The organism is Pseudomonas sp. GW823-FHT06E10 (assembly GCF_058794995.1).
In genome coordinates, this window is record NZ_JBXAHJ010000023.1 from 1 (window position 1) to 13,749 (window position 13,749).

Below are 13,749 nucleotides of genomic sequence, written 5' to 3' on the forward strand. Positions count from 1 at the left end.
CCATGGAGCAAAAAGCGGCATAAACACCGTAACCGGTGTCCGGGATTACTTGACCAGTTCAAGCCCGCTCCCACAGGATTTGTGCACGCAGCAGAACCTGTGGGAGCGGGCTTGCCCGCGAAGGGGACGCCACCGTTTCGGCAATGAACGCAGGCTTCAGTCCACTGAATCCATCACCCGCCGATAAAACAACCACTCCTGCTCCAGCGCATGGGCCTGGTTACCGGCCTTGCGAAAGCCATGGCGTTCATCGGCGTAGTAATGCGCTTCGACCAGGATGCCGTTGTCCTGCAGTGCCGTGACCATGTCGCGGGTCTGTTGCGGGACGACCACGGCATCCAGTTCTCCTTGAAAGAAGATCATCGGCACGCGGATGTTGCCGGCATGCAGCAGCGGCGTGCGGGCGGCGTAGCGTTCGGCATCCAGTTGCGGATCGCCGATCAGCCAATCCAGATAGTCGCTTTCGAATTTGTGGGTCGCGCGCCCCAGCGCCACCGGGTCGCTGACCCCATACAGGCTGGCGCCGGCGCGGAACACGTTGTGAAAGGCCAAGGCGCAAAGGCTGGTGTAGCCGCCGGCGCTGCCGCCGCGAATGAACGCCTGGTCGCCGTCGATCAGGCCTCGCTGCTTGAGGAAACTGACCACGGCGCAGGCGTCTTGCACATCAACATCACCCCAACTCAGGTGCAATGCCTGGCGATAGGCCCGGCCGTAACCGCTGCTGCCGCGGTAGTTGAGATCGGCCACGGCGAAGCCCCGCTGCGCCCAGTACTGGATACGCGGATCGAGCATCGGGTAACACGCCGAAGTCGGTCCGCCATGGACGAACACCACCAATGGCGGTTTCGCCTCGCCGGTCATCGCCGGGTAGAAGAAGCCGTGTGCTTCGCCTGAGCCACTTGGGTAGCGCAAGGTTTGCGGGCGGCTGATCTGTTCGGGAGCAAGCGGTGCGATGCCGCCGGCCAGCACTTGCACTTGCCGGCTCTGACGGTCGATGGCGATGACCGCGGTTGAACTGACGGGCGACGCAGCGATGCAATAGATGAACTGCTCATCCACGGCGAGATGGCGGAAGCGGCTGTAGTCGCCGGTAAAGTCGGCGCTGGAGTCGCCGCCTATGCCCAGTCGGCCAAACCCGCCCTCGGTCCAACTGGCCAGATAACTGTTATCGCTCAGCGGCAACCAGGTGCTGCCGCCGAGTTGCCAGGGCGCGGGGCCATGGTCGGCGCTGGCACTTGGCAATGGGCTCAGGCCTTTTTCAGACTCTTTCCATGGCTGCCAGTAACCTGCGCGATCCGTCAGGCAATACAGGCGACCGCCGGCATCAAACCGCGGTTGTTGCACAGACTCTTGAGTGCCGTCGCCCGCCACACAACGAGCCTCGGCAAAGCCGCCGTTGGCGAGGCGCTCGGCAACCATCAAACGGGTCGCTGTCCATGGCTGATTCGGGCGACTCCACTCGATCCAGGCCAGGCGCCGGGCATCAGGGCTCAGTGTCGGTGCCGCGTAGAAATCAGCACCCTCGGCCAGCAAGTGACGTGCGCCATCCAACAGATCGATCGCCACCAATCGGTGTTGATCGCGGTGCTCCTCGACCGCCAGCACTTGCCCGTTGGCGAACTGTAAATCGCCATAACGGCACGCCCCGGACGTCAGCCTTTCGGGCGCTTCGTCTTGCAGTGATTGCCGATACAACTGCTGGTCGGCCTCATTGACGAAAACGATTCCATCGTCCGCCAGACAAAACGCTCCACCGCCATATTCGTACACCCGACTACGCACGCTGAACCCCGGTGGCGTCAGGCATTTCGCTGCGCCATCACGCCAATGCCAGATCCGGCACGCAGCGTCTTCGGGGCGGTATTCGTTCCAGAACAGGCCCTGTCGACCGACCTGCAGTTCGGCAAAGTCGATACCGGCGGCCACGGCTTTGGCAGCGCTGAAAGGTTCAGCTTTTGGCGATGAGGCGTGAGTTTCGTTCATTGCGAAAGGCCAGTTGGTCGATGGTCTGGGTCGCGTGCCCGGCTTCTTCGCGAGCCTTGAGGATCACGCCGTGTTGTGGCGACTTGCTGCATACCGGGTCGGCGTTGCTTGCATCACCGGTGAGCATGAACGCCTGGCAGCGGCAGCCGCCGAAGTCTTTTTCTTTCTCGTCACAGGAGCGGCACGGCTCGGGCATCCAGTCGTACCCGCGAAAGCGGTTGAAGCCGAACGAGTCGTACCAGATGTGCTGCATGCTGTGGTCGCGCACGTTGGGAAACTGCACCGGCATCTGTCGGGCGCCGTGACAGGGCAGGGCGGTTCCGTCTGGCGTGACCGTCAGGAAAATACTGCCCCAGCCGTTCATGCAGGCTTTCGGGCGTTCTTCGTAATAGTCCGGCGTTACGAAAATCAGCTTGCACGGATGCCCTTCGGCTTCCAGTTTTGCGCGGTATTCGTTGGTGATGCGTTCGGCGCGCACCAATTGCTCCTTGGTCGGCAAAAGCCCAACGCGATTGAGTTGCGCCCAGCCGTAGAACTGGCAGGTGGCGAGCTCGACGAAGTCCGCTTCCAGTGCGATGCACAACTCGATGATGCGGTCGATCTGGTCGATATTGTGCCGATGGGTGACGAAGTTCAGCACCATCGGATAACCGTGGGCCTTCACCGCCCGGGCCATTTCCAGTTTCTGCGCGAAGGCCTTTTTCGAGCCGGCCAGCAGATTGTTCACCTGCTCGTCACTGGCCTGGAAGCTGATCTGGATGTGATCGAGACCGGCCTTCTTGAAGTCGCTGATTTTCTGTTCGGTCAGGCCGATGCCGGAGGTGATCAGGTTGGTATAGAAACCCAGCTTGCGCGCTTCAACGATCAGCTCGGCGAGGTCCTGGCGCACCAGCGGTTCGCCACCGGAAAAGCCAAGCTGCGCGGCGCCCATTTCCCGCGCTTCACGAAATACCTTGATCCACTGTTCGGTGCTCAGCTCTTTGCCTTGCTCGGCGAAATCCAGCGGATTGGAGCAGTACGGGCATTGCAGCGGGCAGCGATAGGTCAGCTCGGCGAGCAGCCACAGCGGCAAGCCGACCTCGGGTTTGGGCGGTACTTGCCTTGATGAATCAGGCAAGTTCGATCCAGTGCTGCGCACGGGCAACCTCCATGAATTGCTCGATGTCGTCTCCGAGTTCGGGCACGCCGGGAAACTGTTGGTCGAGCTCATTGATGATGGCCGCGACATCCCGTTCACCATCAATCAAACCGCCGATCAGCGCGGCACTTTCGTTGAGCTTGATCATGCCTTCCGGGTACAGCAGCACGTGGCCTTTTTGCGCCGGTTCGTACTGGAAGCGGTAGCCGGGACGCCAGGTCGGGGTCTTGCTGCGATCGAAACTCATAAGGTGATTCCTTTGTGCCAGACCCGTTCCCCGGTCACGCTGTGATACGGCGGGCGTTTCAGTTCGTAGGCCATGCTCATGGCATCAAGCATGCTCCAAAGAATGTCCAGTTTGAACTGGAGAATTTCCAGCATGCGCTCCTGGCCTTCACGGGTGGTGTAGTGCTGCAACGTGATCGCCAGACCATGCTCGACATCACGCCGTGCCTGGCCCAGGCGCGTGCGGAAATACTCGTAGCCGGCCGGGTCGATCCATGGGTAGTGCTGGGGCCAACTGTCCAGGCGCGATTGGTGGATCTGCGGGGCGAACAGTTCGGTCAGCGAGCTGCTCGCGGCTTCCTGCCAACTGGCACGGCGGGCGAAATTGACATAGGCGTCCACGGCGAAGCGCACGCCGGGCAGTACCAGCTCCTGGGAACGCAGTTGGTCCGGGTCGAGGCCCACGGCCTGGCCCAGGCGCAGCCAGGCTTCGATGCCGCCGTCTTCACCGGGCGCACCGTCGTGGTCCAGCAGGCGTTGAATCCACTCGCGGCGGATCTCGCGGTCCGGGCAGTTAGCCAGAATGGCCGCGTCCTTCAGGGGGATGTTCACCTGATAGTAGAAACGGTTGGCGACCCAGCCCTGTATCTGTTCGCGGGTGGCCCGGCCTTCGTACATCGCCACGTGATAGGGGTGATGGATGTGGTAGTAGGCGCCCTTGGCGCGCAGGGCCGCTTCGAATTCTGCGGGGGACATCGGGGTGTCAGTCATTGCGGTTCTCCGGGGAACAACCAGGATATGTGTTGCTGCTGCCGGCCTCATCGCGAGCAAGCTCGCTCCCACAGGGGAATGCGGTCAACTGTGGGAGCGAGCTTGCTCGCGATAGGGTCATCCGCTACAGCACAATACTCATGCCGTCATACGCCACTTCAACCTGACGCCGATCCAGTTCCGCGCGTTCTGGCGAGTCTTCATCGAGAATCGGGTTGGTGTTGTTGATGTGGATAAGTACTTTGCGCTGGTTGGGCAATTGCTCAAGCACTTCGAGCATGCCATCGGGGCCGCTCTGCGCCAGGTGTCCCATCTCGCGACCGGTGCGGGTGCCGACGCCGCGACGCTGCATTTCATCGTCATCCCACAACGTTCCATCGACCAGCAGGCAATCGCTGCCGGCCATGATTTCCAGAAGCCCTGCATCCACCTTGCCCAGGCCCGGTGCGTAGAACAGTTTGCCGCCGGTGTTGAGGTCTTCGACGATCAGGCCGATGTTGTCGCCCGGATGGGGGTCGAAGCGGTGTGGTGAGTACGGCGGCGCGGCACTGCGCAACGGCAGTGGGGTGAAGCGCAGGTTCGGGCATGCCGGTACGCTGAAGCTCTGGTCGAGTTCGATGCGATTCCAGGTCAGCCCGCCATTCCAGTGGTTGAGCATGGTGAACAGCGGAAACCCGGTGCTCAGGTCTTCATGGACCATGTCGGTGCACCAGACCTGATGCGGGCACCCTTCGCGCAACATGAGCAGGCCGGTGGTGTGATCGATCTGGCTGTCCATCAGGATGATTGCGCCGATCCCGGTATCGCGCAGGGCGCGGCCCGGCTGCATCGGGGCGAAGCCCTGGAGTTGGGCGCGGATGTCCGGGGAGGTGTTGCACAGCACCCAGTTCACGCCGTCATCGGAAATCGCGATGGACGATTGCGTCCGCGCCTTGGCCCGCAGGCTGCCTTCGCGAAAGCCCGCGCAGTTCACGCAGTTGCAGTTCCACTGGGGGAAGCCGCCGCCGGCAGCGGAACCTAGAATCTGGACAAACATGGACGCTCCATCATTTCAACGCTGAAAATAAAACGCCTCGGATAACCGAGGCGTTGTGCTGCATCTCTGCCAAAGCTGAGATTAGCGGCTTGCGAAGTACATGGTGACTTCAAAGCCAATACGCAGGTCGGTGTAAGCCGGTTTGGTCCAGGCCATAAATTGAACTCCTTCAGGTAGGGTAGGACAGCGCTATCTATAGGTATAGTCCACCTCAAATCAGAGAGGTTCCAGATAGTTAGGTTGCTATGTTACTCAAAATTTCAAAGAAATTGCCCGTGAAACTTTGAGAAAGCTCCTTGCAGCCCCGGTAATGATCATTTTGCCGCTTGCCATGGCGCACCCGGGGTAATGCTGTTGGCAAGGCACAGCCAGCCGCCTTCGGCCTGATTCAGGCGTTGGGCCGCAGCCAGTAGAACGCTCCGGTCAATGCGCACAATGGCCTCGGGCAGGTGCGTCAGATAATCCGACGAGCGGCCGGCCAGTTTGCCTTGCCAGAGCAATTCGGCCGCTTGAGCCGTGGTGAGCGCAGCGCTGCAAAACTGATCCGCCAGGGCCTGGCGTTGAGCGTTGAAGGTGGTGTCGTCGAGTGCGTTGATCAGGTCCGGCAATCGATTCAGGAATTGCTCGATGTGTTGCAGCAGCTCCACAGGCGCAACGCTTGGCGATTGCACGCCGAACAGCACCCCGGTTTGCCCGTGAATCTGCCGCAGGGCGCTGAACACCGCATAGCCGAGTTGCAACTCCACCCGCAGGCGTTGGTAGAACGGTGTCTGGCAGACATGCGCGAGCAAACGCCACGCGGCTTCGTCGGTCATTTCCTGGGTGGCTGCAGGACAGAACAGCAGCAACGCGTGCTCGCTGGAGGCGGTATCGACAGTGCTCCACAGATGCCGTGCAAGGATCGAAGAGGGCGGCGTCAGTTGATTGTCCGGCGTGCCGGGTATGCGGCTCAAGGCCAGGCCCATGGCCGCTTGAGTCTGAGCCGATAACCCGATGGCCAGCCCATCCCATCGCGCACTCGACCAGAGAGGTTGCACGTCATCCGAGTTCGCGGACTGCCCGAGGCAGTATTCGGGTAATGCCTTGAGCAGTTGTCGAATCGGTATTGGCGCAACGCTCGTCGATTCGGCTTGTGAGACAGCGGCGTCAGGTTTTGTCAGTTCTTTCAGCGCATGCTCCAGGACGCTGGGCATCGGCTCCTGTAGCCCGTTCAGTTTGAGCAGCCATTCGTTGCCCGATGCACTGAAGGAAAATTCCACACCGGCCTGGTGCGCGTCTTCGCGCAACGGTTGCAGGTGGTTTTCCAGCCGTGATTGAAGGTGACTACCGGGAGCCGAGTCCAGACGCCAGCGCAGATAAATCGCGCCTTCAGCACCGTTGTCCGGCCATGCCTGGCTGAATTGCATCGGCGAACGTTCACGACGGCTGCGCGAACGGTCCTGGGCAAAAGTGCGCAGGCCTCGGTGGGCGCTGGTCTGGCCGCGAATCAATCCGGCGTTGGCTGCCGGTGCTTCGGAGCACAAGAACGGGTTGGGTGCCGGCAATTGCCATGGGCCGCTGAAGTTATCCACAGCACCGATTTGTTGAAGGATTTGCTTGAGGGCGGTAACACCCGGCTCGGATAACCCGACTTCGCGTTGTTCGCTGTCCAGTCGGGCCAGTTGCAAGGCGCCGCTGACTTGCTGTTGGCGCTGGAGCAGGGTGGCGTACTCTTCGCGCAATCGGCTCCAGTCTTGCGCGGCAAAGAAACCGAGCCAGTCCATCAAGCGTTCGTGGATGCCTGAAGCCGGGTCTGCGGTGGGCAGGGTGAATTCGATATGCAGCAAGGCTTGCCCGGCGAACTGGTACAGCGGCTGGGCTTTGAGGTGATCGGCCAGCCCGCGCTCGCGCAGGTCCGCCATTAAGCCACCGGGTTTTGCCAGGTTCAGCCAGTGGCACAGGAACGCCAACGCATCGGCAGAGAAATCGGGTAGCACTTCAAGGGCAAACAGCAGATCCAGGCGTCGCTCGCCAGTCTGTTGATAACTGTTGGTTGAGGCGTCCATCAGCGGTACTGGGGGCAGTTGAGTGGCTGTCTGGCCTTTGGCAATGACACTGCCAAAGGCTTCGGCCATTGCCTTCAACTCAACGAGGCTCTGTGGCCCGGCTAGGCTCAAGGTCATTTGCCCGGTCTGGTAAAACCGCTGATAAAAATCCTGCAGCGCCTGCTGAAACTCGGGTTGTTGCAGCGGCAGACTGTCGCGATTGCCGGCATGAAAACCCCGTAGTGGATGAGCCTCGGCCAAGCCATTGAACAGTGCAAATTGCTGCTGCGCCTTGGCATCCTGCGACCAGGCGACAAACTCTGCCTGCAGCACTTCCCGTTCCCGCTGCTGGTCGTCCGGGTTCATACGCGGATGGGCGAGCATGTCTGACAGACGCTCCAGCCCACCGGCAAACGCCTGGGGTGGCAGTTCGAAAAAGTAGTCCGTGGTGCGTTCGCCGGTCCGCGCGTTTACCTGGCCGCCATGACTCTGGACGTAGGCCATCAACCCTTGCCCGACAGGAAAACGCTCAGTCCCCAGAAACAGCAGATGCTCAAGAAAATGCGCCAGACCGGGCCACGCCAGCGGCACATCATGGCTGCCCGCGGCCACCCGCAACGCTGCTGCGCAACGCTTCAAATTCGGGGCATGACGCAGCGTCACCTGCAGGCCATTGGCCAGGGTTTCAGTGTGGGGGCGAGGGTGATTCAGCGCGGGCATGGGCACTTCCAGAACAGTGAAGTGCCAATGCTAGCGGATTAGGACTTGTTCAGCTCGCCGTAAAGCTCGGGGCGGCGATCGAGGAGGTAGCGATTGGCGGCGCGGGAATCGACCATCAACTGTCGATCCAGCTCACCGACAATCAGCGATTCATCCAGTCCCGCCTGAGCGATGCGACTGCCATCCGGCGCAGCGATGCTGCTCTGGCCGCAGTAGTGGATGTCGCCTTCGTGCCCACAGTAATTGGCATAAGCCACGTAGCACTGGTTTTCGAAGGCGCGGGCGCGCACGGTGACATCGGCGACGAAATCGAACGGAATCATGTTCGCAGTCGGCACCAGGATCAGCTCGGCACCGGCCAGGGCCAGGCGTCGGGCGTTCTCCGGAAATTCCAGGTCGTAGCAGATCAGGAAACCGAGCTTCCAGCCCTTGAGCTCAACGATGGGAAACTCGTCGGAACCTGCGCTGAACATCGAGTGATCCAGATCGCCGAATAGATGGGTTTTGCGGTAGTTGCAGACGCGCTCGCCGTCAGCGTCGATCAACTGCACGGCGTTGTAGATCTGTCCGTCCTCGGTGCGCTCGGGATAGCCATACAAAATGGCGATCCCGGCAGCCTTGGCAATGCGCGCAACCTGCTGCGCCGACTCACCGTTGTACACCTCCGCCAGCACGCTGACGGCATCGACGCCGATGTTGTAGCCAGTCAGGAACATCTCCGGCAGCACCAGCAGATCGGCGCCTTTTGCCTCCAGCGCAAGCTGCTGCAAGCGTTGCAGGTTGCCGGCGACATCCAGGGGCAGCGGCGGACATTGGTAAAGGGCTACGCGCATTTCAGATTCCTCTTACTCGGGCAGGGCGATCGGTCCGATCTCGTTGAACACATCTCCTGGACCCGGATTCTCGGCGTGAGTTGCACCGCCGAAGTGTTTCATGATGCCCCACACCGCGTTGAGCGAGGTCTGTACCGCGCCCTCAACCCAGGCCGGGGTCCACGAAACGTCGTCGCCGGCGATGAAGATGCCGCGCTGTTCGGCTGGCATGTCGTCCTGCATGAAGTGGGCGTACATGCGCTGGTTGTAGCGGTAGTGGCCGGGCAGGGCGCCTTTGAACGCGCCGAGGAAATGCGGGTCGGCTTCCCACGAAACGGTGATCGGGTCGCCGATGATCCGCGCGGCGATGTCGACTTTCGGGTAGATCTTTTTCAGTGCATCCAGCGCCAGTTTCACGCGTTTTTCCACCGGTTGGGGCAGCATTTTCAGCGCGTCGCTCATCCACGAGTACGACAGGCAGATCACCCCCGGCTTGTCGTCGCCGTTGTCGAACAGATAAGTGCCACGGGTCAAGCGGTCGGTGAGGGTCATGCTCATCAGGTCGCGGCCGGTTTCCGGATCCTTGTCCTTCCAGAACGGGCGGTCGACCATCACGAAAGTCTTCGACGACTGCATGTAGCGGGTGCGGTCCAAAGCCATCCACATCTTTTGCGAGAACAGGGTTTCGTCGCATTCGATCTGGGTGGTCAGCAGCCAGCTCTGGCAGGTGGTCAGCACCGCGGCGTACTCGCGGGTGTCGCCCCAGTTGTCGGTGACGGCGAAACGGCCGCCCGGCGCGTGGGCAATCTTCTTCACGCCGGTACGCGGTGCGCCGTTGTGCAGTGAACTGAGGCTGGTGCCGGCCGGCCAATGCGCGCAACGCTCCGGCACATGGCGCCAGATGCCTTGTGGCACCTGTTCCACGCCGCCGACCACCAGGTGCTGGTGATCGTCGCAGTTGGTCATCACCACGCGGAAGATTTCCAGCATCGAGTTCGGGAAGTCCGAATCCCAGCCGCCGGTGCCGAAACCGACTTGGCCGAACACTTCACGGTGATGGAACGAGAGCTTGGCGAACGCCTTGGACGTGGCGACGAAGTCGTAGAAGGTGCGGTCGTCCCACAGCGGCACCAGGGTGTTCCACAGTTCCTTGAGGCGCGGTACGTCGCGGTCGCGAATGGCTTGCTGGATATCGGAGAACTGCGAGCCGGCTTCCAGGGCATCGGCCCAGGCGTCAGCCACTTCCTGGAACAGTGCAGGAAGGTCCGACAGCTTCTGTGCGTAATGGGTCTGACCTTCGAGGTCGATCACCGTGCTGCCCGACGCGGGCGTAAGCGGGTTGGGGAAAGGTTTGGTTTCCAGGCCCAGTTTGTCGACGTAGTGATAGAACGCGGTTGATGACACCGGGAAGCGCATCCCGCCCAGTTCGGCAACGATGCCTTCGGCGCCATTGAATGCCTGGGAGCGCAGACGGCCACCCATTTTCGAAGCTTCGTAGACGACCGGTTTCAGGCCCAGCTTCATCAACTCATACGCCGCCACCAGACCGGCGATCCCGCCGCCGACAATCGCCACTTCGGCACCGTGATTGTGCTCGGGAATACTGCCCAGCCCGGCCGGGTGTTCGATCCAGTCGTCGAAGGCGAAAGGAAAGTCCGGGCCGAAAATGGTGACTGGTTTCTTACCGTCTGCAGGATGGCGATTGTTCTTGTTCATGGCTGACCTTGCTGGCGACCCGACGCGGAATGCGCATCTGAGTATAGGAAAAGATGCCAGCCATTCTAGAGAGCACGGAACACGTTAATAAGACGCAAAGTGTCGTCATTTTGCTATTAGTTTGATCAGTATGACGATCTATCAATACACACTGACCACTGTGGGAGCGGGTTTGCCCGCGAAGAGGCCAGTTCTGGCACCCAAAAAACTACAGGCAGAAACTCAAACCGGCTGCCCCCGATCAATCTTGCTGCTCAAGATGATCGAAGTCGTGGTCTTCTCCACCCCATCCACACTGCCAATCTGGTCCAGCAACTGATCCAGTTGTTCCGGTGAATCGGTGCGCAACCACGCCACATAATCAAATTCGCCACTCACCGCACACAACTGCTGCACCTGCGCCATCGCGCTCAGGCGCCGCAGCACCTCCTTGCCGGAGCGTGGTTGCACGGTGATCCCCACATACGCCTGCAACCCGCCATCCACCACCCGCTGCCCGAGGCGCACGCCGTAGCCGGTGATCACCTTGGCCTTTTCCAGCCGCGCCAGGCGCGAAGTCACTGTGGTGCGGGCAATGCCCAATTGCCGGGCGAGCATGGCCACGCTCTCGCGGGCGTTGATCTGCAGGGCGGCAATCAGTTGGCGGTCGATTTCATCGAGAACAGGCGTGCGAGTGTCAGACAAAGGGTTGTCTCCAGCGGCATGGATCAGTGCGCAAGCATGTTACAGGCAGTTTCTGCAGGACGCTCGCGACGGAGATGTGATCTAGCCTCAATACCGTTCATGACATTTTTGTCTGCGACAAATTGCCATAAGTAACTAGGTAGTACATTATTCCGCCCTTGTCACAAATGGGGAAAATTTCCGACATGAACAATTCTGGGGCTGCCGCCGGCAGTAAATGGTTGCTGGCGGGGCTGGGTGTGCTGATTGCACTGATCGGGCTCGGCCTGGCCGGTGGCGGTGGCTATCTGATCGCGCTGGGTGGCAGTTGGTATTTCCTGCTGATGGGGCTGGCGATGCTGGCGTCCGGGTTGATGATTGCCCGGCGCAAGCCGCTCGGCGCCTGGCTGTATGGTGTGGCGTTGGTCCTCACTGCGATTTGGGCCGTTTGGGATGCGGGCCTCGAATACTGGCCGCTGGTCTCACGGATACTGACCTTTGCCGTGATCGGTCTGGTTGTGGCGCTGATCTATCCGACCTTGGTCCGTGCTTCGGGCGCGACCGGCGGGCGTGGCGCTTATGGTCTGGCTGGCATTTTGGGTGTCGCAGTCGTTGCGACGATGGCCTACATGTTCGTGCCGACCCACGTGGTCAAGGCCACCACCGAACCTGCGGTAACGCCGGTCACTCCGGGCACCGAACAGAAAGACTGGGCGCACTGGGGCAACACTACCGCCGGTAATCGCTTTGCGGCCCTGGACCAGATCAACAAGGGCAACATCGACAAATTGCAGGTCGCCTGGACCTTCCGCACCGGCGATATTCCGCAAAGCACCGGTGCCGGCGCCGAAGACCAGAACACTCCACTGCAAATCGGTGACACCGTCTACACCTGCACCGCCTACGGCAAAGTCTTCGCCCTGGATGCCGACACCGGCGCCCAGCGCTGGAAGTTCGACCCGCAAGGCACCGCGCCCAACTGGCAGCGTTGCCGTGGTCTGGGCTACTCCGAAACCCCGGTGTCTTCGGACAATCAGCCAACCGCCTGTACGAAGCGTCTGTTTCTGCCGACCGGCGACGCGCGTCTGATCGCCATTAACGCCGACACCGGCAAGCCCTGCGAAGAGTTCGGCAACAAAGGCACCGTTGACCTGACCACTGACATGGGCGAAGTAAAGCCCGGTTACTACCAGCAAACCTCGACCCCATTGGTCGCTGGGGACGTGGTGATCGTCGGTGGTCGCGTGGCCGATAACTACTCCACCGGCGAACCGCCGGGCGTGGTGCGTGCCTACGACGTGCGCAGTGGTGAGCTGGTATGGGCATGGGACCCGGGCAACCCGAACACCACCAAACGCCCACCGGCCGGCGAGACTTACACCCGTGGCACGCCGAACGTGTGGTCGGCCATGTCCTACGACGCCAAGCTCGGTCTGGTGTACCTGCCGACTGGTAACGCGACGCCAGACTTCTTCGGCGGCCAACGTACCGAGTTCGACGACAAGTGGAGCTCGTCCATCGTCGCTATCGATGTGAAGACCGGCCAGGTACGCTGGCACTTCCAGACCACTCACCACGACCTGTGGGACTTTGACCTGCCGGCACAGCCACTGCTGTACGACGTGCCGGACGACAAGGGCGGCACCCAGCCAGCCCTGGCGCAAGTCACCAAGCAGGGCGAAATCTTCCTGCTAAACCGCGAAACCGGCGTGCCTATCGCCCGCGTCGAAGAGCGCCCGGTGCCGCAAGGCAAGGTTCCCGGCGAACGCTACTCGCCAACCCAGCCGTTCTCGGTCGACATGCCGTCAATCGGCAACAAGACCCTGACCGAATCCGACATGTGGGGCGCCACTCCGTTCGACCAGTTGATGTGCCGCATCCAGTTCAAGGGCATGCGCCACGAAGGCGTCTACACCCCGCCGGGCATGGACCGCGCCCTGCAATTCCCGGGTTCGTTGGGCGGCATGAACTGGGGCAGCGTCTCGGTCGATCCGAACACGAACTACATGTTCGTCAACGACATGCGCCTGGGCCTGGCCAACTACATGATCCCGCGCGACAAGATCGGCGCCGGGGCCAGTGGAATTGAAATGGGCGTGGTACCGCAGGAAGGCACACCGTTCGGCGCCATGCGCGAGCGCTTCCTCTCGGCGGTCGGCATTCCGTGCCAGAAACCACCGTTCGGCACCATGTCGGCCATCGACCTCAAGACCCACAAGCTGGTGTGGCAAGTCCCGGTCGGCACCGTGCAAGACACCGGCCCGCTGGGCATCCGCATGCACCTGCCGATCCCGATCGGCATGCCGACCCTCGGCGCGTCACTCGCCACCCGGTCGGGACTGCTATTCTTCGCTGGCACTCAGGACTTCTACCTACGCGCTTTCGATACCGGTAACGGCAACGAGATCTGGAAGTCGCGCTTGCCGGTGGGCAGCCAGTCCGGGCCGATGACTTACGTTTCGCCGAAAACCGGCAAGCAGTACATCCTGCTGACGGTGGGTGGTGCGCGGCAGTCGACCGATCGTGGGGATTATGTGATTGCCTATGCTTTGCCGTAGGAGCGAGCTCGCTCGCGAAGGTCGTGAACGATAACGCGTGCTGTCTGAATGGGCGCGGTGCTTTCAAGTCCATCGCGAGCAGGCTCGCTCCCACATTGCGCGG

11 protein-coding genes are annotated in these 13,749 nt (G+C 61.3%); 1 reads left to right on the forward strand and 10 read right to left on the reverse strand.

The features are described from left to right. Positions 1-156: 156 nt before the first annotated feature. The 10 genes from AC1Q6Y_RS26605 to AC1Q6Y_RS26650 form a co-directional block, all read right to left on the reverse strand. On the reverse strand, positions 157-1,983 hold the full coding sequence (locus tag AC1Q6Y_RS26605; protein WP_492625503.1) for a S9 family peptidase: 1,827 nt from the start codon (positions 1,981-1,983) through the stop codon (positions 157-159). Further along, complete coding sequence (gene pqqE / locus AC1Q6Y_RS26610) at positions 1,949-3,121, reverse strand: pyrroloquinoline quinone biosynthesis protein PqqE (protein ID WP_150814011.1); 1,173 nt, start codon at positions 3,119-3,121, stop codon at positions 1,949-1,951. Before pqqE ends, AC1Q6Y_RS26605 begins: the two co-directional genes overlap by 35 nt. Then, positions 3,093-3,368 (reverse strand): pyrroloquinoline quinone biosynthesis peptide chaperone PqqD, encoded by a 276-nt coding sequence (gene pqqD, locus AC1Q6Y_RS26615; protein ID WP_015097086.1) that lies wholly within the window; start codon positions 3,366-3,368, stop codon positions 3,093-3,095. The genes pqqE and pqqD overlap by 29 nt, the downstream gene beginning before the upstream one ends. After that, a complete protein-coding gene (pqqC, locus tag AC1Q6Y_RS26620) occupies positions 3,365-4,117 on the reverse strand; it encodes a pyrroloquinoline-quinone synthase PqqC (RefSeq protein WP_007993179.1) in 753 nt (250 codons plus the stop codon). Before pqqC ends, pqqD begins: the two co-directional genes overlap by 4 nt. Before the next feature lie 124 nt (positions 4,118-4,241). Further along, positions 4,242-5,153 carry a pyrroloquinoline quinone biosynthesis protein PqqB gene (gene pqqB / locus AC1Q6Y_RS26625; protein WP_492625504.1) on the reverse strand — a complete coding sequence of 304 codons (912 nt, stop codon included), beginning with the start codon at positions 5,151-5,153 and terminating at the stop codon, positions 4,242-4,244. A gap of 81 nt (positions 5,154-5,234) precedes the next feature. Continuing rightward, positions 5,235-5,309 carry a pyrroloquinoline quinone precursor peptide PqqA gene (pqqA, locus tag AC1Q6Y_RS26630; protein ID WP_003444522.1) on the reverse strand — a complete coding sequence of 25 codons (75 nt, stop codon included), beginning with the start codon at positions 5,307-5,309 and terminating at the stop codon, positions 5,235-5,237. A 158-nt stretch (positions 5,310-5,467) separates the two neighbouring features. Beyond that, a complete protein-coding gene (gene pqqF / locus AC1Q6Y_RS26635; protein WP_492625505.1) occupies positions 5,468-7,897 on the reverse strand; it encodes a pyrroloquinoline quinone biosynthesis protein PqqF in 2,430 nt (809 codons plus the stop codon). A gap of 38 nt (positions 7,898-7,935) precedes the next feature. Beyond that, a complete protein-coding gene (locus AC1Q6Y_RS26640) occupies positions 7,936-8,730 on the reverse strand; it encodes a carbon-nitrogen hydrolase family protein (RefSeq protein WP_492625506.1) in 795 nt (264 codons plus the stop codon). A gap of 12 nt (positions 8,731-8,742) precedes the next feature. Then, positions 8,743-10,425, reverse strand: a complete 1,683-nt coding sequence (locus AC1Q6Y_RS26645; protein WP_057713046.1) for a flavin monoamine oxidase family protein — start codon at positions 10,423-10,425, stop codon at positions 8,743-8,745. Positions 10,426-10,647: 222 nt separating this feature from the next. After that, positions 10,648-11,109: an Lrp/AsnC family transcriptional regulator gene (locus AC1Q6Y_RS26650; RefSeq protein WP_223502307.1), complete on the reverse strand. Its 462-nt coding sequence runs from the start codon at positions 11,107-11,109 to the stop codon at positions 10,648-10,650. 185 nt (positions 11,110-11,294) lie between these two features. Between AC1Q6Y_RS26650 and AC1Q6Y_RS26655 the strand changes: the two genes are divergently transcribed. Further along, the gene (locus tag AC1Q6Y_RS26655; protein ID WP_492625507.1) at positions 11,295-13,646 is read left to right on the forward strand and encodes a glucose/quinate/shikimate family membrane-bound PQQ-dependent dehydrogenase; all 2,352 of its coding nucleotides are present in this window, start codon (positions 11,295-11,297) and stop codon (positions 13,644-13,646) included. Positions 13,647-13,749 lie beyond the last annotated feature (103 nt).

Coding starts and splice junctions, on each gene's coding strand:
- AC1Q6Y_RS26605 (WP_492625503.1), bottom strand. CDS start 1,983: ATGAACGAAACTCACGCCTCATCGCCAAAAGCTGAACCTTTCAGCGCT.
- pqqD (WP_015097086.1), bottom strand. CDS start 3,368: ATGAGTTTCGATCGCAGCAAGACCCCGACCTGGCGTCCCGGCTACCGC.
- pqqC (WP_007993179.1), bottom strand. CDS start 4,117: ATGACTGACACCCCGATGTCCCCCGCAGAATTCGAAGCGGCCCTGCGC.
- pqqB (WP_492625504.1), bottom strand. CDS start 5,153: ATGTTTGTCCAGATTCTAGGTTCCGCTGCCGGCGGCGGCTTCCCCCAG.
- pqqF (WP_492625505.1), bottom strand. CDS start 7,897: ATGCCCGCGCTGAATCACCCTCGCCCCCACACTGAAACCCTGGCCAAT.
- AC1Q6Y_RS26640 (WP_492625506.1), bottom strand. CDS start 8,730: ATGCGCGTAGCCCTTTACCAATGTCCGCCGCTGCCCCTGGATGTCGCC.
- AC1Q6Y_RS26645 (WP_057713046.1), bottom strand. CDS start 10,425: ATGAACAAGAACAATCGCCATCCTGCAGACGGTAAGAAACCAGTCACC.
- AC1Q6Y_RS26655 (WP_492625507.1), top strand. CDS start 11,295: ATGAACAATTCTGGGGCTGCCGCCGGCAGTAAATGGTTGCTGGCGGGG.